This is a genomic window from Stygiolobus caldivivus (assembly GCF_019704315.1).
GTDB classification, from domain to species: Archaea; Thermoproteota; Thermoprotei_A; order Sulfolobales; family Sulfolobaceae; genus Stygiolobus; species Stygiolobus caldivivus.
This window is the reverse complement of record NZ_AP024597.1, coordinates 348,505-375,013: the sequence shown is the minus strand read 5'-3', so window position 1 is coordinate 375,013 and position 26,509 is coordinate 348,505. Positions and strand designations below refer to the sequence as shown.

Genomic DNA, 26,509 nt, shown 5'->3' with positions numbered 1-26,509 from the left:
ATGTTTTCTTCTGTCTTATTTTTCCTTTTTTCTCATTCAGTTTGGCTAACTGTTAAATACTAACGTCACGTTTGTTTATGTGAAGATGAAAAAAATTACATCCCTCGGGAAATTGGAAGAGCTTTTATCACAAAGATTAGTCTATATTTCTACACCCCCCTTGTTAGAGAGGCTTTTTAAGAAAATTCCAACTAACAGTAAAATAATTGTTGCTCCAAATGAATTTAATAGCTTATCTGAGTTTGAAAGTTACGTCAGTGACATAAGGAATAAGGATAAGGGAATAATCATAGGTCGCGGATATGTTATAGACTTAATACGTGGAAAAGTTAAATTGGGCAAACCTTCTACAAGGCTTAGAGGGAACGTATTAGTCTTGGACTACAAGAGGGCGATAAAAATTCTTGATAAGTATAATGTCAAAAATAAGTCTAAAGTGCTTGAATATTCCTCATTGCCTTTCGATAACTGTACTTCTTATATCCCAGTACTACTGAGAGAAGCTATTAGACTTGAAAGGGAGGGAAAATTAGACGAACAAGTCAAAGTAGTTAATAGGTTCAAGTTATTGTTATATAAAACCCCCTCAGCAAAAGAGCCCATTGAAGCACTAAAGGGGTCATATAGAGGTCTAAACCTAAGAGAAGACTGGGAAAGGCTCTCTACGTTTTGGAGGGAAGTGATCTATTATTATCTAGACTCTTCACTTGGACTCCTACCAGGTGAAAGTAAAAGGCGACTATCAGACATCCCTAACTATTCTTCACCTAGTCTGGTAGATCTAGATCTTATAGAATTTCCTGAGTATATAGACTTAGTTGATTTAGGTCTGAGAAATGCACTTAACGGTAAGAGCGTATATGTAGTGGGAAACCTAAGGTCAGGTAAAACTACTCTTTCCTCTATCATAAATAAGAGGGCTAAACAGTTAGGCTTTGACTTAGAAGTAGTAGACTATCATGACTCTGAAGGTTTTAAATATATAGAGAGAATTGCTAGAGAAATCGGGACAAAAAGCAATGTAGTAGCTGTACTTACGAATGACTTATATAGGGTCTTATCAATAAAAGGCGGCCTTATATTAAAACCTGGTAATAGGGTTATCTCGGCTTTAGCAGAGAGGAAAAACCTAGCCTTAAAGTTTGATAACTCGTCGTCCGACACCCCTCTGAGTTTTCTATTGACTTCCAACGGTACACCGTACGACGACTATTTTTTCGAGTATATGTTTAACGTAATTTTTGACGCAGACCCAAATAAAGTACTCTGGTATCTCCCATTGTTAAAAATAGCAAAAGATTACGGTGTACCGATCCCCGAAAAACTAGGATATTTGGCATTGGAGTCCTACGGGAGGAAAGTAGACCTGGAAAAAGACCTAGTAATCAAGTGGTTCTCTACCATTAAGAACGAAATAAAGTTTAAAATAGGTCTCGAATACGGCACAGACCTAATTGACACAGTAGAGATACCTAAAATAAAAAATAAATTGAAAGAAGTGATAACGTCACGGCTGACTCCTCAACTAGCAAAGTCACTCATTGAACTGTATTACTACTCCTTAGTTAACTTAACTTTTGCAGAGCTCCCAGACCTTGGAGACCTAAAGGACTATTTAGTGTCTAGGAAAAGAGTAAACAAGTTAATTAAGGAAGTATTAGAAGAATTGATGCCGGTTCTATTGGAAAATACGGCAGGAGAAGTAGAAAAAACATGTTTATCACTAAAGACGAGATTATCGGTCTTCAGGGACAAGGTTAATAGCGGTGAGGTAGACGAGGTTATCGAAGACGCGCTTTTAGCCCCTTATAAGCTCTTATCTGACATTAAAATTATACTAAGTAATGAGAACTCCCCGCAAGACTGTGTAGAGTCTGCCGTGCAGATAGCAGTTTCCGCTTCTAAAGGAGGTAGGACTGATTGGATAAAGAGTATAATACCTGATTTAGTTAAGAGAGCTAGAGAGAACAAGCTGTTCTCCCACCTATTTTCAGTCGTATCATTTTACTACCTTATGGACGAAGATGACGAACAAGTAGAAGAGGTACTGAGGCAACTCAACGACGAGTACGCTATTTTCCCGCTTTCAATAGTTAAGTACAAGAAAGGGGGTCTGGAGAGTTTAGAAATCCGAGACCCGTTAAAGGCTACCCTAGTATATGGGATATTAGCAGACTATGCCCTCTCTAATAAAGACGTGGTAAAGTTGGCTTTACTGTACGAGAAATTCAGGAGAAATGCTGTCAGAGTAAAGGAAGTGGAAATTAGTAAGGAAGAGGCGTTAATTCTCTCGGACTTTTTGATGACGATACCGACGTCCAATGTAGCAGTAATTTATAAATACTTGGCCTCGCTGAAAAGGAGGCTTGATGCAGGAATCGGTTATACATTATTGTTAACTCACCCCAAGTCAGAGTCTGTAAAGACTACTATCGAGCTGGTAGAGAAGTTAAGTAACGACTGGTTCAATGAAGTAATGAGCAACGTAAAGAAGGGTGAATACGTTGATGAGGACTGTATGGACCTCTTAAAGATGTACCAACTTAGAATTATGAAAAGCATTGCTAAGGGTGAAAAATATGAGTACAAGACAATACTACGGGACGCCATGGAACTGAGGGGCTTATGCTCACAAGTCAAGAGTTCTGATATTAAGGGGGCAATTGATATAGTTTGTAACTTAGCTAACGTAATCCTCTATAATAACCTAGAGGAAACAATAATATCAGGGACTTCTATCGACCTGGCTATATATCTAGGTAGTCTAATACTTTTAGGCTATGATAATAAGCAACCTTTCTTTAACGTTATAGCTAAACAAGTTGTAGAAAAAAACCCGTTAGATTCTCTTGAAAGACTATTGGTTGAGTTGATTAATGCCTCAATTTATGGAGATAGGAAGAGTCTGGATGAAATAGTGAGCAGGATAAGGGATAACTATTATACAGCTATGGCAGAAGTCTTAATGAAAGTAGTATGGGATAAAAAGAGGTTAGTGCTAGGTCTGATCCCTTTCATAGGCATGTGGCATATAACAGGGAGCAGACCCAGGTTAGTGATGTGATTTATACTCCTTCTAGGCTTAAAAGGCAAGAACTAACCCTGTCACATGGGTTGATCTATTTAGTCATAAGGGATTAGAGTCGGCATTTAAATGTTGACTCGACAACATTTTATTACCTAAAAACCCTTAGGTCTAATATATTTTTACAGTTTGTTAGGGGCTAAAGGATTTTATATTTTTACATTACGTTAAAAATATATGATAGAAATCCTTATTAATTGAAATTTTTTACAATAAACGATGAGAATAAGTAGTAAAATTAATGATATTCATTAAGTTTATGACTAGACACGATTATTTTTTATGGTAAGGTAATTTCCCTAAACTACTATACGATTAAGGTGTAGAACTCTAAAGGACTCAACATAGAATGGAGTATAAGTAGTATGTAAGTGTTCTAGTAATGAACAGCTAACCATGATTTTTTGAATGAATACTAACCGAGTAAAATTTTCTTTTCTTACTTTTTAACTCTTAGAAGAATTATTAAAATAATAGCGACTAAGGCTATAATTGCTAATGAAGCTATGTAAATACTTGAGGAAGGTATACCAGATGAGCTTGGAATAATTGAAGACTCTGTCTTGCTTACGTTAGTTAATCTAGAGGAAGAAGTTTCATTAATGGCGTTAGTAGAATAGGTCTGAGTATATGTCGGTGATGGTGTTGGCTCAGGTTGTCTTGATGAGCTTGTCATAGTCGGAGATGAAGATGTAGTAGTTACCGAATGGGTCACAGAGGTATACACGTTAACTGAAATCACTTTACTTTCATTAATACTCCCGAGAGCGTTCTGTGCTTCTACTGTAAGTAACACTGTCTCGTTCTTGGTTATATTAAGGTAATAGATCGTGTCAGAGGTAGACCCAAAGAAAGTATTATTAAGAAATACTAAGTAAGTCGAAGGGACTTTTTCCGCCCAAGTCAAGACCACTACTGTATACCCGCTATAGTGGAACTGCTGTACGTTTATAGTGAAAGGTTGAGGGACTCCTCCGATATATATGAGGGAAGGAGTTGAAGAGATTTCGTAAGCCGGTGGAAAGAGAGAAGAGATCTGCCCGTTGACCTTGACTACAAATAAATATAGGTTAGAAGTCCCTTCTATGGCTTCAGCCAGACTCAAGGAAATGCTCGGAGCAGACGTGGACCCACTGCTGGTGTAGAGCGTAGACCAGTCTTTCAGTTTAAAGACATAGTTATAGTAGGTTACTTCTGCTTGGCCACTCCTATATATGGAACTTACTACTACAAGGCCTCTATAGTAACTAGCTGTAGCTGTACCTTGGAGTTCTTTAACGTTATACACACTGCTATTTTCTACGTTATACTCTGCCAGATAGGAATAATCGCTGGACGTATATACTAGTAGTATAGTCTGGTTATTAACTACGTCAAACGATGTAGGATATAAACCTTGATAAGTAGGTACTTGCTCTATACTTCCCGCGGTCAGGTTCAGGACAAAAATGTCCTCAGGCGGTAAAGATGCAGAGGATATACTACCGCTCCCCAGTTGAAGTAATGCCAGTTTGCTAGTGGAATTAGCTATAGTGATTAAGTCTTTAGAGAGGACTGAGACCGAAACTACGTTATTAATAGGTAAGGTCTTGTTATAAACTACTTGACCAGTTAGTGTGATAATGACGAGGTATGGCGTGTCAGAAGTTATACTAGTATACCATATAGCGTAGATATAACCTTGATATATGCAGAAGGCTTCAGTGAAGCCGCTGTTAATTATGTTGTGAAAATTACTCCAAACCCCATCTTGATAACTTACGCAAGCAAGGTACGCACTCTTAATAGCAGGACTGGAAGGATTTATAGAAGTAACACCTGCTGCGTAAATAAAATAGACACTATTATTTAAGGCAAAGGGTTTTGACACTATCACGCCATTTTCAGGAGAGTAAGAAGGTATATCGTACCCGCTCAACTGTGTTGAAATCGAGTTTATAGTATACGACCCAGATAAGCTAGTACTACCTTGGGCGTTTATTACCAAGTAGAAGATGTTTTTCCCACTTATACTACTCTGTGAGGCTTCTATAAATGTTGCGCTTAATGAGGCTGATATTTGAGCTGTTGCAGACAAACTCGTGGGCAGTAAGAGCAATGCGGTTATTATAAACAGTGTAAGGGTAGGATTGCTTAAGTCCCTCGTTTTCCCATTTTTCATAAAGTAGTATTACTAACTATTCGTAAAAAGTTTTATTTCACTAATTGGATGTGCGTGAGGATTTGGAATAATATAGACTCTCTATTTTTTATACAAATTAACTGGTTAAAAACTTTTTAATAAAATCGCGTTTTATAATAGTATATATGAGGTATACATCTTAAATTTTTTCGTTATATTTAAAATCTTCCGCGATATACCTATACAATAACTGTTATATAAGATAAGATATATAATACAACAAGTATTAAATTTCTATTATATTATTAATCCTATATGAATGAATTAAGTAATGTGACTTAACTGGAAGGTGGTACAGGTTTTCGTAGCAAATACATGTTAACATTCTATATGATTAAAATTATAACTTCATTGTTTTCCATCTTACTAGTTTTTCGTATTATCCAAAAAATTAGCAGCTATATTCGGTCAGCCTATAACGGGTAACAGTAGCTTTAAGTACGTATCCCCGACGATAGACTTGACCTTTAGTACCTGACTGAGTATAAAATACTATGCTTGCTAAGACAAATAGAAAAATCTTAAAAGGTACTTGAACCTCTCGCAGGATAGGATTTTGATGACTAGATTCCAACCAAGGGATACTGATTTAAGGAAAGAGATAAAGGCTATTACGACTCCTGCTATAATGCAAGTAAATAAGATAACGTATTAAGTACATCAGATTATGTTAATTCGGAATATAGCAGGGTTCACTTGATTAGGCTAATTTAAGATATTAATTTTAGGTAATACCTAGTACTTAGTAATTTCGTGATAGTGAGAAAATTTTTATCTGACCTTCTCAAATATTAGGTAATGAAAGTGAGAATTATATATGATGACGGAAAAGAAGAAGAAGTAGAACTTAACAAAGTAGAGGTAATTAAGAGTGAAAAAGAGGGAAAAAATTACGCTCACTTTAAATATGTGAGAAGCAATGAACCAATTACTATAATCCATATCTATGTTCCTACTAACGAGAGTCCTACGGTTACTCCGGTAAATGTAGAGGAAGAGATTAAAAACAAAGTAGGTACTGTTGTTAGATATAAGAACGTAGCAGATGAGTTAATTTCTAGAGCAAAGATTGTCCCTCTTCAAATACCTAGGGATAAGTGTTATTTTTGCGGTGATCCAGCGTCAAACCAGTACAATAATAAACAAGTTTGTTCAACGTGTTTTTCATATCTCACCAAATATGGCGAAAATAGTGTTGAGTTCAGGAACTACCTGAATAGGAAACTGATGAATAAGCTTATATAAACTCTATTAAGTATCGTTTTCCTACACTTATTTTAGGTCAATCGGATAGAATTATAGGTAGTTTTATGGGAATAAATCTGGAAAAACCTTAAAATAGGAATATAGGGAAATTCTTTATGCACCCTAAGATTTCGATTTTCGTCGTATATTATAACTCTGAAAAAGAGGGCGATCTTCTTCTTGAACATCTTAAAGCTCTAAAAAACTTAGATTACCCTGATTACGAAGTAATTTTAGTTGATAACGCTTCTAAGGACAATACTTACAAGATATTATCTGGTTTCATAAATGGGGATAATAGGTTTAAATTAATAAGATCTGAAAAAAACACCTATTTTAACGGCGGGAATAATTTAGCGTTTAGATACTCTTCTAATGAATCAAAATATTTCATAACTGTTAACCCAGACGCTGTTCCTAATAGCGACATGGCGAGGAATTTAGTCGAGTTAATGGAAAGAGATCCTAACGTAGGTGCGGCACAAGGCATTATTAGAACAGATAAGAATAGAATTGATACAGGACGATTTATAGCAGATAACGGAGCCGTAATTAGGCTGCACTTAGTTAAGGATCCCTATAAGGAATCATATGTTACATACGTAACTGGAGCTATGATGATAATAAGGGCAGATTTTCCACGAAAGAGAGGATTCATATTTAGAGAAGTTCCTCTTTTATATTTTGATTCTAACGTACTAGGGTTAGAACTGTATGCTAACGGTTATACAGTAAAATACTACCCCATCGAAACTGGGTATCATAAAGGCAGAGCAAATACTCCAATAGATTTAAGCGATAAATTCATTATAACATCTATGTTTCTATTCTTAATGAAATCCAACTCAAAGTTTAAGAAATTTCTTCCATTATTTTATTACTCTAATTACATTAAAGAATATGTAAGGAAAACGCTTAATAAACCTCTAGCGTCACCTAAGAAGATTAAAGAAGCCTATGTGACAGCTAAAAAACTCGCTAATACCTTAAATATGACTATAGATATATACACCGCTCCTCACATAGAAGTTCCTTACAGATATTATATGCTGGATTTATTCTCTGCAAAAGTTAGGCAGAAGATCATTAGTGACTTAGAAATGTACAGACAGCATGTGATAATCCCACAAGAAAGCATCATGCATAAATAGTAGTTTAAAACTTCGTCTTCTTTTTCCATCTCACAATTTGAACGAGTGTGGTCAACAATTTCATTAATTTGAAATATTTACATTTATCATCACCCCCTTGCCTAACAAATACACAGGAGCGTAAAGCACATTATACACCAGGAAAAACACAGACAACCACCTCACCAACGTGTACTTACTCGCGTCCCAAGGGAAGTGGGAGTCCATGGGCGACAACCTATGCTTCAAACTCCTGAACCCCTGCTCCGCATAATCCCTTTCCCCGAACTTCACCCTCTTGTGCTCCACATTAAGCCACGAGAAAGCGTTATATACTGTAGCACCGTCGTGCAGGTAGACGACCTTGTCGACCCTCACGTTAAATACCCTCCTCGCCTCCTCTTCGACCCCACCCATGCTTGCGAGCACAACGAGTACGTGTACACCGCTCCTCAAGCTGGTGACCATGAAGAAGGGTATAGCCTTGGTATTAACGTCCCTAACCACCCACACGTAGTAGTATTCGCCCTTTACAGCCCTCACCTCAGTCTCGTCAATGGCGTATCCCCCGCTCAAGGGGACGACGTACTTCACGTAGCTCAACCTCCTGAAATAGTAGAGCAGTGTTGAGTGGGGTAGGTGTGTCCTCCATGAGGAGAGCCCTGCTAAGTACTCGGCAAGGGCGTGAGCTATTGTTTCTCTCGGGTAAAACCTCGGGTTAAGGTTAATATACCCCATTAGGGTTATTTGGGTGAGCACGGGGACTTTCCACCTAGTCCCCATGTTCTCACCTCAAGTATTACTCCCGTGCTCACCCTAAAAAAGTATTACGTAGCTCTTCTTTAAAGGGAGTTTTTCTTGTATCTTTAAATAGAGAAATGACATTTAATATAATTTATTTCAGATTAACTAAATTGTTGTCCACTCTCATTTGAACATTGAAAAGTGTACGCTCCAATTTTACAACCAGATAGGTTTATATTTTGTCAAAGATAGAAATTGTTAATGAAAATACTTATAAGTGGAGGAGCAGGATTCTTAGGTTTTCATCTGACAAAAGCATTATTGGAAGAAGGAGAAGAAATAACAATAGTTGATGATCTATCAACCGCGAAATATTTTGACATACGAAGGGATGTAGAATTTATTAAGAAAAAAGTTGAAGAATTTGATACAGATAAAAAGTACGATATTGTTATTCATTTAGCTGCTAGACCCTCACCAGAAGACTATATACAGCATCCAGTAGATACGGCCTTGTCAAACTCTTTAGGTACTTATAGAATGCTCGAAATAGCGAGAAAGAGTAACGCAAGGTTTGTTTATACTTCTTCATCTGAAGTATATGGTTCCGCTTCGATAATTCCGACTCCAGAGACCTATTGGGGTTATGTAAATCCGATAGGTATAAGGAGTTGTTACGACGAGAGTAAGAGGTTCTCAGAAGCCTTGATAATGGCCTACTATAGGCAATATAAGCTGGATACAAGAATTCAGAGGCCTTTTAACGTGTACGGCCCCGGCCTTAGAGAAGATGGAACATATGGTAGAGTAGTTTCAAGGTTTATTTACCAAGCACTGAAAGGAGAGGATCTGACAGTGTTCGGAGATGGAAATCAAACCAGAGCATTTCTATATATATCAGACTGGGTTGAGGCTACAAAAAAGTTAATATACAAAGACGAATTAGCAGGAGAAGTATTTAATATAGGTTCCGACAAAGAAACAAAAATCGTTGATTTAGCTAAAATGATAATAAAGCTCACCGATAGTAAATCCAAAATAAAATTCCTTCCCCCTAGACCCGATGATCCACCTAGAAGAGCGGCAGATATAACTAGGGCTAAAGAGAAACTAGACTGGTATCCACAAGTATCTCTCGAGGAAGGGTTAAAACTTACTATTAACTGGTTTAAGGGTGTATTACAATGAAGATAGGTATTGTGGGCTTAGGTGTTGTAGGATTAGTTACGGGCGCAGTGCTAGCAGATCAAGGGCATGAAATAGTCGGAGTTGACATCGACCAAAATAAGGTTAAAGGTCTGCAGTGTAATCGTTCCCCCATCTATGAACCAGGTTTAGACGAACTTCTCCAAAAAAATAAAGAGAGATTTACATTTACCACGGATTATTCAATGTTAAAGGAGGCGGACGTTGTTTTTATTACAGTTGCCACCCCTACTGTAGAAGGGAAAAACTATATAGGTTATGTCTTAGACGCTGCTAAGGCTATGAAACCTTATCTTAAGAGAGATACTATTGTAGTCGTTAAAAGTACTGTAGTCCCCGGTACAAGTAGAAAAGTAAAACAGATAGTAGAAAGGGAAGTAGTGTCTAACCCGGAGTTTCTAAGGGAAGGAAACGCTGTGGTAGACACCGCCAAGCCAGACAGAATAGTGATCGGGAGCGACAATAAAGCCTCAGGAGATATGATCGAGAACTTATGGTCATTTACAAAGAGTACTGTTTTAAGGACTTCCATTGAAGAAGCTGAAATGATCAAGTACGCTGCTAACTCTTTCTTAGCGACTAAAATTTCATTTATCAATGAAATTGCAAACCTATGTGAGGTGATACCCAACTGTGATGTCAATACTATTGCTAAGGCTATAGGACTAGATAAGAGGATAGCCCCTTATTTCTTAAATGCTGGCTTAGGTTACGGGGGTTCATGTTTTCCCAAGGATACTCTAGCCTTTGTGTCATTTGCTAGAGAGCTGGGAGAGGAGTTAAAGATTATAGAAGCTACTATAAAAGTTAACGAAGAAAGGCCTAAAAGGGCAGTAAAGATAATGAAAGAGCTATTAGGTGGTCTTAATAGTAAAACAGTCTGTATTTTAGGCATTGCTTTTAAGCCCAATACGGATGATACTAGGGAAAGTGTAGGACTAAAAATCGCTAAACTATTGTCTGATGAGGGGGCAAATGTCTTGGCATACGATCCCAAGGCTAAAACATCTTTAGTAAAAATGGTGGGCAGTAAAGAAGAGTGTGTAAAGGTGGCAGATGGCGTGATAATAGCTACAGAGTGGGAGGAGTTCAGAGGAATAGAACAAATGCTTCAAGATAAGGCTGTGCTAGATGGAAGAAGAGTCCTTGACCCCAACAAGATGTCAAGAAAGAAGTTCAGGGCAATAGGACTATATAGGGGTGATTAATATTCATGCAGTAATTACTGCAGCTGGTCTTGGAACTAGATTGCTTCCTGCATCTAAAGAAATTCCTAAGGAAATGTTTCCTATTCCCTTTAAGGGGCAATTTAAGCCTATAATTCAAATTATTTTTGAGCAACTATACGATATCGGAATAAGGGATTTCATAATAGTAGTCGGAAGAGGTAAGAGAGTTATTGAGGATCACTTTACGCCTGACTACGACTTTATTAATTATCTCGAATCTAAGGGTAAGGTAAACCAAGCAGATTACTTAAGGCAATTTTATCGGAAAATAGAGGATAGTAGAATAGCCTTTGTTAACCAGCCAGAACCTAGAGGTTTTGGTGACGCGGTGTTAAGGGCAGAACCCTTCGTCCAGGGAGAATTTCTAGTAGTTGCTGCGGATACTATTCTATCTACAATACCTATATCTTCTATGGTTGTTAATTCATTTTTAGTTACCACTGTCCGGGATCCAAGACCTTATGGTGTAGTAGTTGTTGATGATGAAGGATTTGTTATCGATGTTGAAGAAAAGCCAAAGGAACCCAAATCTAATTTAGTTATAGTTCCGTACTATATTTTTGACAAGGATATCTTTGGTGAATTAAAACAAGTTAAGTATAATGATGAACTCCAACTGACTGACGGCATAAAAGGTCTAATAAGAAAAGGTAAGAAGTTTAAGGCAATAAAAGTAGATATAGTTTACGATTTAGGTACAATAGATAATTATATTGAATCAATAAGAAAGCTCGTAACTTAACTACTATATATTTAATAGTCATAGTAATTTTTGTGATAGCTGCGAAGAAGTTTAAAGAACTGAATCTGTGCTAATGTGCGTCAAGAACGAATGAGTTATGATAGCTGCTGTATGTTATACGGTCGGACGTTAAATTACCTTATATAAAAAAAGTCTCGCCTTTTTAGGGCTAGGATGATGAACATTTAAATACGCCTTTTTTCTAACGATAATTCAATGGCTAGGAGGGGAAAAACTAATCAGAGCCACAGTTTCTATGAAGATTGGTTTATCAGACTCCCTCCTAGTACTTGTTAATAACTATGTGAAAGCGTTAAGGTGGGTCTTATTTTGGTTGAGAGAGAACGTTAAGGACCCTAATATGAGCTGAGTTATCGGAAAAGTCCACGAGGAGTTATACTACGAGTTAAGGAGTGAGTACAAGCTTCCTTCAAAGATAGCTGAGGACTGTTATCGTGATGTATTATCAATCTACAAGGGTTGGTATAATAAACCCGAGAAGAGGTCGGTTTCCCTAGAGTGTATAAAACGTAAATCTGGCTAACATCTAGGTTAAGTTATAACGTGGACTTAGAGGGGACGAGTGCTAGGATTGCTGGTGTCGGTGAACTCCTAATCCTAGGCTACCCGGTGAACCTTAAGGAGCACTTGGGCTGGAAGATGAAGGAGGTAGACTAGTCATCAAGGACGGGTGTGCTTTCCTCAAGGTCACTTTTGAGGAGGAGAGAGAGAAAGTTGAGCCGAAAGGGTGTGTAGTCATGCACATAAACACGAATGAAGTCGTAGTGGGTAAAGATGATTCCCATTATGTTTGGATCTCTAAGCGTCTCGATGAGGTTTATGAGCGGAAGTCTTTAGCCTGAGGCCTTCAAGGAAAATGTCCTAAGAGGATGATGAGGGAAGTTTCTCGTCATCGGTTTTCCGTGTTAATGCAGTTACGAGAATGATAGGGACGTTATCGCTGTCATGAACTTGAGTGAAAGGAGGTTCTCTGAGCTTCTAGACTGCCCTCAGATGAGAAATGTTAGCCCGAATTAATGAGGGAAACCGCCTCTATTTAGAGCGATGAGAAAGTCTAATAACTTCTATATATATGATTAATAGTAGTACTCCGCAATACCATTTATTGAAAACCCTGGTGGTTATATATTACCCTAAACACTTATGGTCGTACTTATACCTATTTTATGTTAAATTTTTTAGAGTTTCAAGTCTTGATCATGAAGTGTATAGTATCAAATATCTATGACAGTAAAACATATCAGACGTGATGATTTTGCGTAAAATGCCACTTGCAATACATATAATCTTATTATGTGTTTATTTATAAATTAACTTCATCGTAGTGTCATCACTATGGTGTTTATATTCTATATTCACATTAGGACATATAAAACCTTTTCTTAGCATCTTCTCTCTATAGAGGCTTTCATTAATTAATAAATTTATACCCTAATGATGACATTATGTCCACATTCTAGCGTTAGATGAAAACTTATATACGCAGATTTTTTACTGAATTGTAAGAAAATATTAATCTTAATAAATTTTAAATTTTTCTTTTGAAGAGATTTTTTCTGTTCTGATGGTATAACTTTAAAAGTTTTAATTATTATATAAGTGAATATAAAATATAAGGCTTAAAAATATATTATATATTACTACTATTTTTATGGTATTTATTCTCTATTTCAATCTGTATTTTATTAAGCTGAGATGCAAGTCCCGCCATAAAGAATCCATTTATTCCAAGAAGGATAAACATTACGCCCATTAGAGCATATCCACTGTGGAAAATCCCGCGTAACATATACTCTAGCATAACATATCCCATAGTGGCTAAACCTGGTATTATAAGTAGAGAAATTATTAGTGAGTATACTAAAAACGGATTATAAATCCATGCCAACTTCAGCATATGTAGTACTATCTTTAATCCGTCTTTGAACCCGTTTAACTTTGATTTACCTATCCTCTTTTCATATCTTATTGGTACGTAGGTTACCTTACCTTTTCTTACCATCTGTGAAGCTATTTCTACTTCCACTTCGAATCTCTTTGAACTTAGGCTTAATGTCTTAGCTATATTAGTGTTCAGAACATACATTCCTGATAAAACATCTCCTACATCAGCTGAGAATAAGAATTGGAATAGTCTATTTATTATTCTATTCCCTATTCTATGAATAAATGATATATTCTTTTCTGACCTTTTTCCAATTACTTCTACGTGTTTCTGTGCATGTGCTAGTAATTTATGAAGTTCCGAAGGAGGATAACTGCCATCAGCGTCAAGAAATGCTACAAAAGGTGTATCCACATAATCGAGTGCCGTCTTAACTGCACCCGTCTTACCCTCCCAGTGCTGATAGATAACTCTAGCGCCTTTAGACTCAGCTATTTCAGCAGTTTTATCAGTCGAGTAACCGTCAATAACTAATATGTTATTAAACCCTTCCTTCTTTAAGTCGTCAATAACTTTACCGATTGCTTCCTCCTCATTTAAAGTGCATAAAACTACAGTTACTAGATCATTTATATTCTCTTTTTTAATTTCCTTTCCTACTATGTTGTTATTGCTATTTTCTGTTGACATTAGCTTCTCTTTGTATTACTATCAGGATGTGATATATAAACTTCTCTCTTTATCAATTACTATCTAATACTAAGGCTGACTAATTAGATCTAATAGATTATAACCAATTTAAACTAATTGAAATTGTCGTGATAAATAAAAGACTATGTCAAATTAATACTCTAAAATGTATCTTTGAAATAGTAATAAATAGGTTACCACAGTAGAATAAAAAGGGAGTTAGATTAATCTGATTCAAATAAATTAAATATTGCTATAGCTATTAAATATAAAAATATTGCCAGAAAGAAAAATTCATCTAGATATCTATCATTACTAACTACAATTAATTTAAGCAATAGAATTATCAACCAAGTAATAGTAGTATTTAGCGTAGCTTGCCCCTATTGAGATCATCTATTATTTTAAGGAGTAAATCTATAGCTGTTTTAGGAGAGTGGTTCTTAGCAACTATTTCTTTATTAGCTTTAAACCTCTCAATCTCGTTATCGTCATTAATAATACTAATTATCTTTTCAGCAAACTCTTCCTCTGTTTCCGCATTAACATAACAAATATCATCAATACCTTCTATAGCCTTCTTCGTTGCTATTATAGGCTTACCTGAAGCCATGTACTCCAAGACTTTCAACTTTACTCCTCCGCCTCTCTTTATTGGCGCTACGCAAATATCGGCCCCTAGTATATACGGTACAGTGGACTCCACATAGCCTGTAGCGTATACCGGAGGAGAGACGGGTGGAGGAGAAGGTCCTACTAGATAAAAGTTAACTTTATTCTTACCATTCAATTTTCTATTAACAATTTCGGCTATCTTAGTAATCATTTGTGCTGCTTCTCTATTAGGCGGATAACCCATTCCCCCTACGAATACTACAGCAGGGTGATTTAATTGGGCCGGTTTATAGGAGTTAAAGGCTTCAACGTCAATTACGTTAGGATAAACGAAAATTTTCTCTTTATCTATACCCTGTCCTCTCAATAGATTTAACTCTACTTTCGAAGGTACTAGAATTGCATCGCATTTTTTTGAAAGACCTTCAAAAATCCTTATAATTCTTTTTCCTATTTTAGTCAAACCTACATCTTGTATAGATTCTAACGAGTGAAGGTGTAATATACATTTGGCTCCGGAAAGTTTTGATGATATAAGGCTTGGAAGAATAGGCCATGCAGTCTCTGAGATTATAATATTAGGATCCTCCTTAATTATCTTCTTTAAAAAGAACGGAGAGAGTTGTCTGAGCCATAGTAGCTTTTTCCCTGGCTCTTCAGCTCTCCTTTCAGAGTAAGATATTATTTTTGCATCTATATTTCTTCTTTGTAATTCTCTTAAGTTTAAGTAAACTTGCTCATGTATACCTCCCCTTTGGGGGTAGATACTGTCCATCATTATAAACCGTATTTTTTGCAATCCTATCTAGTAGTTCAATAAAAATACATTTTAAAATATTTTCTGCCTAAAGCAAGACTATTAACATTGTAGATAGATTCTGAAAAAGATTAACTATTTACACTTCTTAACTCTTTCTCGTATTGTCTCATAATATATTTCATTTTAATATTCTCCGAACTTATTGTAACGAGAGCTGCAATCCACCCCTTTATATCTTTTTTATACATCTTTATCCATTCTATATAATCCACAAACTTAGGCTTAACTTCAGATCCAGGTAACATACTCAGGTATATCCTATGCAGTGAAATTTGCCTAGCTAAATAGTCTGAGAAAGGTTTCTGATCGGCTATTTTCTTTCTTATTATTTCTAGGGAACTAATATAGCCTTGCACGAATTTCTTTCTTTTCTCAAGCCATGATTCAAAATCTGTAGGGAAAATAGCCGTAGTATTCTCAGAATGATATCTTCTGAGTGCAAGAATTTTGGGTGTAACCAATAAATCATATTCAGAGGCTAAAGCAGAGTAGAAATAAAATGAATCGATTCCGTAGTTAATCTCACGAAGTAGATTAGAGTATTTAGTTATAGCATCTCTTCTTATGCAAATTGAACTGCTATTTCCGTCTGGTTGATATCTCATAAGTTCTGTAAATTTCTTCTTTTTCTCACAATTTTTAATATATATTTCATTGTAATTCTTTTCCTTTGGAATCCGAGTAGGGATATCATTATTTATAAATCCGTAATTTGCGTGCTTAATATAGCCTAGATTTTCATACTTACTAAAGTAATTAAGTACAGTTTCCAACTTTTCGCTCAAGAAAAGATCATCGTCGTCCAGAAAGCATAAAATTTCACCTTTAGCTATGTCTATGGCCTTCGCTATAAACGATCTATTTAATGGTTTAACTTCAGTTACTGATATTACTCCATTTTCTTCAAGGAACTTATCTATATAGTCATTATTATAGGCCTTAGCTACTATTATTTCATATTCTGATCTGTTTAAAGTCTGGTTTAATGCTGAAGTGACTGCATCTATTATGTATTTCTGTCTTCTAAAATCTACTGTTATTACGGATATCATTATTTGCATTACTAACTAATTAACAATAATCAGCTATTAATTTGATTCTGACTAAGATCTAAATTAGATGCTCTTTATTAGTAATTTAGAATAAACAGATTCACGCGGGAGATATATTGGGTTAGTACGCTAAAAATATAAAGAACTACAGGACTCTATTATATGCTATTTCCTATAGCCAGAACTGTCATTTAGGAAGACAACAGATATCATTTTAATGTTTTTTAATTAGCCCCTTACTTATTAGGTAGCTCTCGTCGTATATAACCTTACTAGGCCTTTCCGATAATCTTTTCTTGATTAGCAGAGGGATCCTAGATAAGACCCATATTGATGCCTTTATCTTTGCCTTAGCTGCTATTGGATCTTTTCTTTTCAAGATGTCTAAAAATATACTGCCAACAAAAACGATGGCCAGCTTAGGATAATTCTTAATAACGTATGCCGAAGAAAAATTCTTTAGAAAAAAATAGATTCTTCTGCTTTCCAAGAAGTATGTTAGCCTATATAATCTTTTCTTTTCATCTAAAGAAAAAGATCCGTGCTCGTGGTGAATTACTTTTGCGAAGGGGTAAAAGACGACTCTTATACCTCTTTTCCATGCCCTAAAGCAAAGATCTGTTTCATCATAACCGTAGAAGTATTCCTCGTCGTATCCACCAACTAAATTGAATACATCTCTGCTCATTCCTATCGCAGCGCCTTTAGCGTATAGCACTTCGATTATCTCGTTTACGCTATTTTCACTTAATCCTCTGTTGAGTTCATGAGGATAGGCTAAATTATCTATCAGCCCCCCGGTAGCGTCTAAAGTACCGTCTTCTCTCACTAATTTTAACTGTACTATTTCATTAGGTCTCTCAGATATATACGACATAAACTTTTCTAGTGTATCTGGCATTATTTCTGTGTCATTATCTAGAAATAATAAGAATTTACCCATTGAATATTTTACTCCGATATTTCTACAATATGCTAGTCCTCTATCTTTTTCTATTTTTACATTCCTAAATCTAATGTCATTAAAGCCGTTATCGATGATGTCAATCACTATCACTTCAAAGTCCTTAAACCTGGATTTTAATAACGACTCGTATAGCTTGGGAAATTTATCTTTTCCTTTTACGTTTACAACTATAATACTTAGTGATACCATATTCTATTACCTAATTCTTTGCACTACTCTTTTAGATATGGCTTCTCTAATAGATTTCATCTCTGGATATCCAAAGATTTCGTCTCCCAATAGATTAAGGAAAGTGTTTTCTTTTACCTTTTCTATTTCCCTAATCTGTTTTCTCTTATTTATTACATAGTTAATATTAGCCAGGGCAGAAAAGATACCTTTTAACTTAGCTTTTCGGTTTGGGGGTCTAAAGGCGGATATAAATCGAGCAGTTAGGATAAAAGGAAATAGTGTGAGTAACTCTTCAGTGTTATAGTAAGAGAGGAGTAACAATAATTGGTTTCTCATTAAAAGGTATGATGTAAAAGGCGATGGAAGTTTTTTGAAAGTGCCGTGAACTTCATGAAGCACTTTTGATTTAGGTACCATAAGAACTTTGTATCCAGCCCTGTACAATCTCCATGACAAATCTGCGTCTTCCCAATAAAAGAACAAGTAATCATCAAAACCTCCTACTTTTTCTATGTAATCCCTCCTGGTTAGAGCTGCTGCAGTAGAGAACCACGGTATTTCTCTGGGTTCTTCTCCGTAGGGCCAGTCTGTATATAGGCTCTGGCATGCAGCTACTCTTTCATCACTAGAAATGACCTCATATAATGGTAATAACCAGTCTTTTGGAGTATATACGTCATTGTCTAAAAAAGCCATATATTTTGTCTTAAATGTTTTAATCGCTACATTTCTAGCATACGCTGGTCCATAATTCTTATCGAGAGGGATTACCCTTACACCTAGGCTTTTTAAATATTCTACGCTACCATCCTTAGATCCGTTGTCTACTACTACCACTTCTTTATTCGGATAATCTGTGTCTAGAACGGAACGCAAATATTTTTTTAATAGTTCAAGGCCATTATAATTGATAATAACTATTGTTATTTCATCCATCTTATTCTTGAGTATAAAATTTTGAATACCTAATAAATAAGTTTTTGTTGAACGTAAAGTATTAAAGATAGTGATGGGCGTAGATTACGTTAAACTGTCGGATTTTATTAGTAGGCTAATTTACTGCAAAAATATATAGATTTTTATCAACTACTCTGTAGTCAGAGCTAGTTACTCTCCTTGGAGTAAAAATATCGAATTTAGTAAATAAATAAGAAGATTTATAAACTGGATAGTTAAATTAGACAAGATCTTGAAGGTAGTTTACGTCTCTCCATTTTACCACCCGGTGAAAGGCGGTGTCGAAAGCGTAGTAAAAAGAGTAGCCGAGTATATGGTTCAAAACGGGGTTGAAACTTATGTGGTAACTTATAATAGGGACAGACTTTCTAAAAATGTATTTTCAGAAAAAGATGAAGTAAATAAAGTAATTGTTATGAGGCTTCCAGTAAGTTTCAGCTGGAGTCATGGAAGTTATTCTCCTAAATTAAAAGAAGCTTTGAGGTCTTTAAAGCCAGATATAGTTCATGTTCATGTATGGCGTCACCCTCACGTTTTCCAATTGGCTAAGGAAAAATATAGGAAGATCTTGCAACCTCATTCTCCATTTTATCTCCCTTCACAAGTAGGGGTTGTGACGTATATATACTATAAGATTATAGATACGTTCATGGGTTCTACGTTTAAAAATTACAAAGTCGTATCCATGACACCTCACGAACAAAAATTTTTAGAAGAAAAATTCGGCGTTACATCATATCTAATTCCTAACGGAATAGATGATAAATATTATAACTTAAATAGTGAGAGAGGAGATTACATTCTTTATTTGGGAAGGATAAGCAGAGAGAAAAATATAATGACTTTAATAAAAGCATACAAGATATCCGGCTTGAAAGATAAACTAGTTCTAGCTGGTCCGGATAACGGGTTAGCAAGGAAAGTTATTGAATACTCAAAACGCTATAACCTTAATGTAGATTATAAGGGAGAAGTTTCGGAAGAAGAAAAAATAGAGTTATTAAGAAAATGCAAGTTCTTAGTAAATCCAAGTCCATATGAAGGCTTCGGACTGACTTTAGTAGAGGCTGAGGCTATGGGAAAACCTACTGTCATTATAGGTGAAGGCGGTCAACTTTATGCTGCCCCACCTAATATAGCTAGTCTAAAGGCGGAGAATAATCCTGAGTCTTTGGCTAAAGTGCTTGTTACCATTGCTAATGATGAAGACATTTATAATAAGTTAAGTAAAGGGGCAAGAGATTGGGCTGAAAACTTTAGGTGGAGTAAGATCTTACCCAGCTATTTAGAACTTTATAAGGAAATTTTAGGATAGAATGAACTTAACTAAAGGTGAAATTACTCTGAGCCCAGAATTATCTATGCTTGTGATTAATAGTTTTGCTTCACCTTTACTGATAAGGCCTATTTTATAGTACAGTTTATAATTAATAAAGAGTAGTCCTAACCCGACCACGATCAAGTAAGGCAAATGAACAGGAATGAATACAAAAGGTAGGAAAAGTAATGACGGAATTAAGTATATCCTCGAAATAGTCCCAATGGGAAATTTATAATTAGGATAGAGTGATTTTACATTTATTAGCGCCACAATATAGCCTGGAATCCAACTAATCCAACTACTTAAAAAATATCCTAGTGGTCCTAATAAAGGTATTAGAACACTTAATAAAATCGCATAGAAGACAGTATTTATGGACGATATTTTAGACACTGTCTTGGAATCTCCTCTAAATAGTATGACAGAATTTAGTATAGGAAAACCTACAAGTGTGGTAATAATAGGTGATATCATAGAAAATTGTAAGTAACGAGGTGCTAAAGTATAAGAGGGCCCCGCTATTATATCAATTATGGAGTACGAGAATCCTATTACAAAAAACACTAAAGGAATTTGAGATATGCTGTTTACTTTAGTAAGTTCATTAATTACGTTTACCATTCTTTCTCTTTGAGAGTAATCTATTTTGGCTAAGATAGGTTGTATGGCATAACTTAGAGGGTTAAGTATTGTGTCAAATACATATCCTATTTTTGAAGTTGCATTAATATTCGACAGTTCTATAATACTTAAAAAACGATTTATTATGGAATTTGTGTAGGCACCTCCTACGTTGCTTAGAATCGACGGCACTATTAAAGGCAATCCAAACTTTATCATTTCCTTTATAAACAGTAAAGAGGGTAATGTGGTTCTGTTTAAAACGCGGTGTTTTATGAGCAGAAAAACTCCGTAAATTGTGGCAGCGCCGTATCCTAAAGCATAACCTAATATTACCCCATATATTTTATCCCAGATTAGAGCTAGGCTTATACTGAAAAATGTTTGTGATGAATAATGTATTATCCACAGTTTACTATTATCTTTAGTAAGTTCTAATCCTAAAAGCCCTGAGAATACAGAGCTAAAAGACCAATAGAAGATCAGATACAGACTAGCAAACTTGGCGTATGGAATTACTTCAGGCTTGTTGTAAACATATAATAAAAATAAAGGGGATATGAAGTATGCAATTAACGATAAACTTGCTCCGAATATTATGTCAAAAAGCATTCCAGAAGATATGACCTTATATGCATTCTCTATTCTCTCCACCTTATACTTAGCTACAAACTTAGTAACTGCAGTATTCACGCCCAAATTACCTACAATGTTTAATAAGTATACGAAGCTCATCGCTATAGAGAGTTCCCCGTAAAGTTGGGGCTGTAATATCCTTATAACAAGGAAGCTACCTATAGCACCTATCGCGTGAGAAATGAACCTACCTTGCAATAAGTTTACATAGTTATTGAGGAGATTCTTCCCAAATTTCTCTAATTCATCTGACATTATTTTTTACCTACCGTTATCTCGTATACATTTAAAAGTTCTTTCGAAAGATCCAAATAGTTAAACTGTTTAGCCTTTTCCAGTCCTTTCTTCACCAGCTGATCACGATAGCCCTTATCACTAATTACTTTACATGTCTTCTCAGCGATGTCTACAGGGTCTTCGGGTTCGACTAACTCTCCTACCCCCTCAGCCAGCTCTTTCATAGACCATCTATTAGAAGTTATTACTGGTGTTCCGCATGCCATGGCTTCGATTATAGGCATACCAAATCCTTCATAAATTGAAGGAAATAGAAATGCTTCACTTGCATTATATATTTTTACCAAGGTCTCATTTTCAATTCTCTCTATTATATCCACTCTATCCTTATATTTACCTAATTCGTTCTCAATTAAACTTTTACCGTAGTGCCAGAAAGCGCCTACGATAAGAAGTCTTATGTTATCATCACAAGAAGCTATATATTTAAATGATTTAATCAAGTTTACTGGATTTTTTAGCTTATCAAAGCGGGAGAGATTAAAGATAAATTTACCATATTTTTGTCTTATATCAACTATTTCGTCTTCGTTTAATTTTCTAAAAATAGGATCTAAAGGGTTGTAAACTACGCTTACTTTATCTTCATCAACCCCTAGGAGTTGAACTATTTGCTCTTTTGTTGAGCGAGAAATAGCTATTACTCTATCGATAAACATTAGCGAAAACTTCAAAATTGATATATTTGTTTTTTCTTTTCTATCAAGAAATTCTTTGACTATTAATGGTTTCAGATCATGAATTGTAAGAACTTTGGAGTAAGATGAAGGGAAAGGTAATGAAAGGAGTGATGATACATGAGGATATAGTAGATGATAAACGTTGGGTTTAAGTTTCTTTACCGTAGAATACGTAGAAAATACATCAGTGAGAATGTCTTTTTTACCTATTTTGGGATATCTTTTTATCTTAATATATTTTAACCCAGATTGGTTTATATTGTATTTGGAAACCAAATATGTATCTACTCCGAGGCTATTAAGTCCGGTATAAAATAAGTATGTAAGTCTACCTAGACTCCAACTCCTATCTACTCCAGCATAAGCGAATAATGCTACTTTCATAATCTTGTACTTAGCTTTAGATATAGTAACTTATAAAAATTAAGTGTTAAAAAACTATTTCAGATAATAAACCAACTTTAATTCTATAGTAAATCAAAGTTCAACTGCCTTTCTAAACCTACAATAAAAATCGCTAAATCTGTAATTCTTAACAGTATTTATTCCATTCTTTGCTAGATAATCGGCTAGCTCGGGATTATCAAGAAGTTCTGATACTGCGTTAGCTAGTCCTTTGTAATCTTCTCTAGGAACTATAATAGAGTTATATCTATTAATAGCATATTCTCTGCTTCCTCCATTATCGGTTAACACTACTGGGGTTTTACACGCCATTGCCTCTAACGGCGGTAGACCTAGACCTTCAGCTCTAGACGGAAAAACAAATATGTAAGCTGAAGAATACAATTTTATTAACTCTTTTTCGCTCACTCTTCCATGTCCTACATACTTGAAGGGAATTGGTAAGGGTGAGTCCTTATGGTTTATTACGTGAATCTCAAAATCGTTTCTCTTTTTTAGGAGTTCGTTCATAGCTTTAACAAATATATCAAAACCCTTATTATACCCTGGTCTAGCTATTGTTAGAATTATACGTTTCCTATTTGATGGCATATCAGCTTGGCATTCATGAAACGAGTCCGAGATAAAATTACCGATATAGATAACATCTTTTGAATATTTATAGACTTCTTCCATTAAATACTTAGAAACACATAGCTTGGTCAGGGGTAATGAAAATGCTTTTTCCATCTCATATTTTCGAAATTTCGCCGCAGGACCATTAGCAAACATCTCAAAAGTATCTTGAACAAGGTGATACCTTCCACCACACTTATGGGCAGCTTTTGCTGTGTAAAAAGAAGTCGCTATGATCCTTTTTCCACCTGTTTCTCTTACAATTTTACTTAAATTTTGAGTGTTAATAAAAAAGAGAAGCTTTAGCAAAGGAAATGTAAATACTCCCTTATGTTCTAGTATATATTGCAGAGAGAAATAAATTCTCTGCAATTTAGGTTGAATTCTTACATATGTATTAAAGTTTCTTAGCTCTTTCTCCTTATATCCATACCCTACAATAGAAGCAAAAGCTACAGAAATTCCATCTTTTAAAAGCCTATTCGCTAATTTGTATATCAGCAGTTCTCCTCCTGATCCACCTAGTCCCCACATAACAAAAGTTACAGCTACATTATTTTCGTCATTCATGATTAATAACTATATTCTAAACCAATTTTAATTATATAAACTTTAAGTTATATAAAATAATTGGATATAACAAATACTATATCAGATGTAAGATTCAAAAAATAAATTTAAAATTTAGTTCTTGTTAATCATGCCATACTTAACGTTAATCTCTATGTACGAGATTAAATTTTTTAATAATCAATATACTTTTTTATAGTATATAAGGTAAAGTAAGCTAATGATATTAAATTGAATTCTCAGATACCAAGAAAACCATGCTGACTTTTGACTTTAAAGTCTATCAGGTAATAGTTGATAGAACATTTTTATTCGGTTTCTAAGCTTGTAAATTAAGTGGTAAATAAAACGACCTAATACCGTTTTTATCACGTTTTAAACATATTTACTTTTTTGAAAATAGTTTGTCATCAACGATAGAGTCTCAGAAAATATTTCTTTATTATTGCACATATCTTCTTCATATTTCATTAGATTATAGTGAAATTGTAGATCCCAATTAACACCCCATCCAGTATAGGGCTCTAAAGGCCTTTGGATATATTCAACGCAATTGTAAGTAATTCTTTTCTCTCCGTTAATATAGTATAGTATTTTTCCAATATGATATAAAATTTTAGATTTCTCATCTGTTAAATTAACGGGTAATCCAACAGAATATAAGTCCCTATACTTTAGTATTGTCTGTGTTATTTTAAAAAAGAAAGGCTAACCATTTTTATACGTCCTTATATGTTCCCCGAATATGTTCTTGTACCCTGGTAAATATAGATATTTACAATTATCTGTTAACCTAAACTATAAATCCCAATCTTCAGTGAACTGGAAATTTCTCCATCCTCCAACTTCAATTAGAAGATGTCTTGGCGCTATAATTGGAAACGAGCTTCTACCTATTTTAACTCCAAAAGAAGAGTATTTTCTAAAATAATCTCCTAAAAATATCTCAAAGTTATTATACATTTGATCTGAATCCAACTCCGTAACATAGTTACCACTGGACTGTTGGAGCCCAAAATTCCTTGCAGCTCCTTTCCTTCCCTTATACCTAAACACCCTTACATTATCTCCAGCAAACTTTTGCATAATGCCATACGTATTATCTTTGCTGTAGTTATCAACCAAGATTAGTTCATAATCCATATCTGCTTTATTAATTTCTTCAATTACGTTCTTTATTAATTACATTTCCTATTACTGGCGACTCATTCTTCGCGGTTATTATTATACTTTAGGAAAACCATTGGCTATAGTATCTATATACCAAAATATAAGCTATAAAGTAATTAATATACCAATATATCAAGGTTATTTAATCGACGAAAATAAATAGCGGAATTAGCCGCTAATGGTTATACTAGTTTGCGTGTATGGGTTAAGTGATTTTAGGGTATTAAAATCGTTTAATTTATAATAAATCTCTAATTATAATTTAGAATATTTTTTACGATCTGGGAAAATGAATATGCTACATTATCCCATGAATATCTAGTACCGCAATCTACAGCAACTTTCTTGTAGTATTCATAGTCATTAAGTAAGATTAATGCTTTCCGCAATAGATCTTCCTTATTGCCTATTTCAGCTAATTTTACCGCTTCGCAGTCTCCAAAATACTTTTGCATTGCTGGAATATTATAAGTCACGACAGGAGTGCCAGATGCTAAGGTTTCGGCAACGACGATCCCAAATGAATCGATATAGGTTGGGTAGATCATGATCTTCGAAGAACTCATTAAATTATAGAGCTTATATTTGTCCTCTATTTTACCTAAATATTCTATATTATCAGTATCGTTAAGGTAGTCGTTAAGGTTAAAACGGTAATCTTGTGGACCAATTAAGGCGAATGAGTTATATCCTAATTCTTTTAACTTTCTCATTACATAGATTGTATCCGGCGTTCCTTTCATATACCCGAGTCTAGCCACATGGATTGCATCATATTTAGTAGTTGCAGACTCTGTCGCTCTTCTAATCTGGTCTATATCTACGCCTGCAGGTGGCTCTAATGGGATACATGTTACTCCATAATCCTTTTCCAGTTTATCCTTTAATATGGAGCCCGCGCAGATATTTTTCCCTGATTTTTTAATTCTAGAATAATAATTAAGAGTATTTATAAACCACACTGTTCCTTCTATTGGATTAGACATTTTTATTAGAGACAATAAAAACTTATATAAGGGAAATTGGATGAAAGGCTCTGCGAAAATTAAATTAACTGATTTACTTCTGTAGCTATATCCTACTATTAAATCAAAGTCTTTACCTACTTTACTGACGATTGATCTTAAAGCGATTGATTTATATAAAAATCTATAGCTTTTACCAAATAATGTCTTAGGATCATAGTTTTTTCTTATAAGTTCATAATAGATTAAGTGTTCCTTTAATTCTGGGTAATTTTCGACAAGTCCCCTTTCTCCTTTTCCTAAAAATTCTATGATCCCAAACTTGATCGAGAAATTTTCCGATCTTTTAATGAGCTCAACAATGGTTGATGTCGCACCAGAAAGGGAGGGTTCGCCTATGTTAATATAAAGTGTTTTAATCATCGACGGTGATACTATAAAATGTTTGGAATATAAATCTTCATGAAACTTGAAGAGGTTGAGCGATA

At 35.0% G+C, this 26,509-nt stretch carries 19 protein-coding genes and 1 pseudogene; 8 read left to right on the top strand and 12 right to left on the bottom strand.

The features are described from left to right. Positions 1–79 precede the first annotated feature (79 nt). On the top strand, positions 80–3,064 hold the full coding sequence (locus tag KN1_RS01795) for a hypothetical protein (protein ID WP_221289140.1): 2,985 nt from the start codon (positions 80–82) through the stop codon (positions 3,062–3,064). Positions 3,065–3,524: 460 nt separating this feature from the next. Here the strand turns inward: KN1_RS01795 and KN1_RS01790 are convergent, their stop codons facing one another. Continuing rightward, positions 3,525–5,246, bottom strand: a complete 1,722-nt coding sequence (locus KN1_RS01790; protein WP_221289136.1) for a hypothetical protein — start codon at positions 5,244–5,246, stop codon at positions 3,525–3,527. A gap of 819 nt (positions 5,247–6,065) precedes the next feature. On the opposite strand from KN1_RS01790, the gene KN1_RS01785 reads away from it, so the two are divergent. Then, complete coding sequence (locus KN1_RS01785; protein WP_221289135.1) at positions 6,066–6,512, top strand: hypothetical protein; 447 nt, start codon at positions 6,066–6,068, stop codon at positions 6,510–6,512. A gap of 116 nt (positions 6,513–6,628) precedes the next feature. After that, the gene (locus tag KN1_RS01780; protein ID WP_221289133.1) at positions 6,629–7,663 is read left to right on the top strand and encodes a glycosyltransferase; all 1,035 of its coding nucleotides are present in this window, start codon (positions 6,629–6,631) and stop codon (positions 7,661–7,663) included. 63 nt (positions 7,664–7,726) lie between these two features. On the opposite strand, the gene KN1_RS01775 is transcribed toward KN1_RS01780, so the two are convergent. Continuing rightward, positions 7,727–8,425, bottom strand: coding sequence for an IS6 family transposase (locus tag KN1_RS01775; RefSeq protein WP_221289132.1), 699 nt, complete (start codon positions 8,423–8,425; stop codon positions 7,727–7,729). 222 nt (positions 8,426–8,647) lie between these two features. On the opposite strand from KN1_RS01775, the gene KN1_RS01770 reads away from it, so the two are divergent. From KN1_RS01770 to KN1_RS14655, 4 genes and pseudogenes are all read left to right on the top strand, one after another. Beyond that, positions 8,648–9,574 carry an NAD-dependent epimerase/dehydratase family protein gene (locus tag KN1_RS01770; protein WP_221289131.1) on the top strand — a complete coding sequence of 309 codons (927 nt, stop codon included), beginning with the start codon at positions 8,648–8,650 and terminating at the stop codon, positions 9,572–9,574. Beyond that, a complete protein-coding gene (locus KN1_RS01765) occupies positions 9,571–10,800 on the top strand; it encodes a UDP-glucose dehydrogenase family protein (RefSeq protein WP_221289130.1) in 1,230 nt (409 codons plus the stop codon). The genes KN1_RS01770 and KN1_RS01765 overlap by 4 nt, the downstream gene beginning before the upstream one ends. 1 nt (position 10,801) lies before the next feature. Next, positions 10,802–11,563, top strand: a complete 762-nt coding sequence (locus tag KN1_RS01760) for a sugar phosphate nucleotidyltransferase (RefSeq protein WP_221290439.1) — start codon at positions 10,802–10,804, stop codon at positions 11,561–11,563. Between the two features lie 256 nt (positions 11,564–11,819). Next, positions 11,820–12,423 (top strand): annotated as a pseudogene (locus KN1_RS14655) (RNA-guided endonuclease TnpB family protein); the annotation flags it as partial. Positions 12,424–13,214: 791 nt separating this feature from the next. Here the strand turns inward: KN1_RS14655 and KN1_RS01755 are convergent. From KN1_RS01755 to KN1_RS01735, 5 genes are all read right to left on the bottom strand, one after another. Further along, the gene (locus tag KN1_RS01755) at positions 13,215–14,159 is read right to left on the bottom strand and encodes a glycosyltransferase family 2 protein (RefSeq protein ID WP_221289129.1); all 945 of its coding nucleotides are present in this window, start codon (positions 14,157–14,159) and stop codon (positions 13,215–13,217) included. A gap of 367 nt (positions 14,160–14,526) precedes the next feature. After that, positions 14,527–15,552 (bottom strand): glycosyltransferase family 4 protein, encoded by a 1,026-nt coding sequence (locus tag KN1_RS01750; RefSeq protein WP_221290437.1) that lies wholly within the window; start codon positions 15,550–15,552, stop codon positions 14,527–14,529. Positions 15,553–15,662: 110 nt separating this feature from the next. Then, positions 15,663–16,655: a glycosyltransferase gene (locus KN1_RS01745; protein ID WP_225905754.1), complete on the bottom strand. Its 993-nt coding sequence runs from the start codon at positions 16,653–16,655 to the stop codon at positions 15,663–15,665. A 205-nt stretch (positions 16,656–16,860) separates the two neighbouring features. Then, the gene (locus KN1_RS01740) at positions 16,861–17,802 is read right to left on the bottom strand and encodes a glycosyltransferase family 2 protein (RefSeq protein WP_221289127.1); all 942 of its coding nucleotides are present in this window, start codon (positions 17,800–17,802) and stop codon (positions 16,861–16,863) included. A gap of 6 nt (positions 17,803–17,808) precedes the next feature. Continuing rightward, positions 17,809–18,720, bottom strand: a complete 912-nt coding sequence (locus tag KN1_RS01735) for a glycosyltransferase family 2 protein (RefSeq protein ID WP_221289125.1) — start codon at positions 18,718–18,720, stop codon at positions 17,809–17,811. Between the two features lie 253 nt (positions 18,721–18,973). Between KN1_RS01735 and KN1_RS01730 the strand changes: the two genes are divergently transcribed. Next, positions 18,974–20,056: a glycosyltransferase family 4 protein gene (locus KN1_RS01730; protein WP_221289124.1), complete on the top strand. Its 1,083-nt coding sequence runs from the start codon at positions 18,974–18,976 to the stop codon at positions 20,054–20,056. Here the strand turns inward: KN1_RS01730 and KN1_RS01725 are convergent. The 5 genes from KN1_RS01725 to KN1_RS01705 form a co-directional block, all read right to left on the bottom strand. Further along, positions 20,048–21,574, bottom strand: a complete 1,527-nt coding sequence (locus KN1_RS01725) for an oligosaccharide flippase family protein (RefSeq protein WP_221289122.1) — start codon at positions 21,572–21,574, stop codon at positions 20,048–20,050. The genes KN1_RS01730 and KN1_RS01725 overlap by 9 nt on opposite strands. Beyond that, on the bottom strand, positions 21,574–22,680 hold the full coding sequence (locus tag KN1_RS01720) for a glycosyltransferase family 4 protein (protein ID WP_221289121.1): 1,107 nt from the start codon (positions 22,678–22,680) through the stop codon (positions 21,574–21,576). The genes KN1_RS01725 and KN1_RS01720 overlap by 1 nt, the downstream gene beginning before the upstream one ends. Positions 22,681–22,773: 93 nt before the next feature. Then, on the bottom strand, positions 22,774–23,886 hold the full coding sequence (locus KN1_RS01715; protein ID WP_221289119.1) for a glycosyltransferase family 4 protein: 1,113 nt from the start codon (positions 23,884–23,886) through the stop codon (positions 22,774–22,776). A gap of 798 nt (positions 23,887–24,684) precedes the next feature. After that, positions 24,685–25,029, bottom strand: coding sequence for a glycosyltransferase family 2 protein (locus tag KN1_RS14650; protein WP_258712547.1), 345 nt, complete (start codon positions 25,027–25,029; stop codon positions 24,685–24,687). Between the two features lie 278 nt (positions 25,030–25,307). Continuing rightward, positions 25,308–26,444 carry a glycosyltransferase family 4 protein gene (locus tag KN1_RS01705; protein ID WP_221289118.1) on the bottom strand — a complete coding sequence of 379 codons (1,137 nt, stop codon included), beginning with the start codon at positions 26,442–26,444 and terminating at the stop codon, positions 25,308–25,310. Positions 26,445–26,509 lie beyond the last annotated feature (65 nt).

Coding starts and splice junctions, on each gene's coding strand:
- KN1_RS01790 (WP_221289136.1), bottom strand. CDS start 5,246: ATGAAAAATGGGAAAACGAGGGACTTAAGCAATCCTACCCTTACACTG.
- KN1_RS01785 (WP_221289135.1), top strand. CDS start 6,066: ATGAAAGTGAGAATTATATATGATGACGGAAAAGAAGAAGAAGTAGAA.
- KN1_RS01780 (WP_221289133.1), top strand. CDS start 6,629: ATGCACCCTAAGATTTCGATTTTCGTCGTATATTATAACTCTGAAAAA.
- KN1_RS01775 (WP_221289132.1), bottom strand. CDS start 8,425: ATGGGGACTAGGTGGAAAGTCCCCGTGCTCACCCAAATAACCCTAATG.
- KN1_RS01770 (WP_221289131.1), top strand. CDS start 8,648: ATGAAAATACTTATAAGTGGAGGAGCAGGATTCTTAGGTTTTCATCTG.
- KN1_RS01765 (WP_221289130.1), top strand. CDS start 9,571: ATGAAGATAGGTATTGTGGGCTTAGGTGTTGTAGGATTAGTTACGGGC.
- KN1_RS01755 (WP_221289129.1), bottom strand. CDS start 14,159: ATGTCAACAGAAAATAGCAATAACAACATAGTAGGAAAGGAAATTAAA.
- KN1_RS01750 (WP_221290437.1), bottom strand. CDS start 15,552: ATGATGGACAGTATCTACCCCCAAAGGGGAGGTATACATGAGCAAGTT.
- KN1_RS01745 (WP_225905754.1), bottom strand. CDS start 16,655: ATGCAAATAATGATATCCGTAATAACAGTAGATTTTAGAAGACAGAAA.
- KN1_RS01740 (WP_221289127.1), bottom strand. CDS start 17,802: ATGGTATCACTAAGTATTATAGTTGTAAACGTAAAAGGAAAAGATAAA.
- KN1_RS01735 (WP_221289125.1), bottom strand. CDS start 18,720: ATGGATGAAATAACAATAGTTATTATCAATTATAATGGCCTTGAACTA.
- KN1_RS01725 (WP_221289122.1), bottom strand. CDS start 21,574: ATGTCAGATGAATTAGAGAAATTTGGGAAGAATCTCCTCAATAACTAT.
- KN1_RS01720 (WP_221289121.1), bottom strand. CDS start 22,680: ATGAAAGTAGCATTATTCGCTTATGCTGGAGTAGATAGGAGTTGGAGT.
- KN1_RS01715 (WP_221289119.1), bottom strand. CDS start 23,886: ATGAATGACGAAAATAATGTAGCTGTAACTTTTGTTATGTGGGGACTA.
- KN1_RS14650 (WP_258712547.1), bottom strand. CDS start 25,029: ATGGATTATGAACTAATCTTGGTTGATAACTACAGCAAAGATAATACG.
- KN1_RS01705 (WP_221289118.1), bottom strand. CDS start 26,444: ATGATTAAAACACTTTATATTAACATAGGCGAACCCTCCCTTTCTGGT.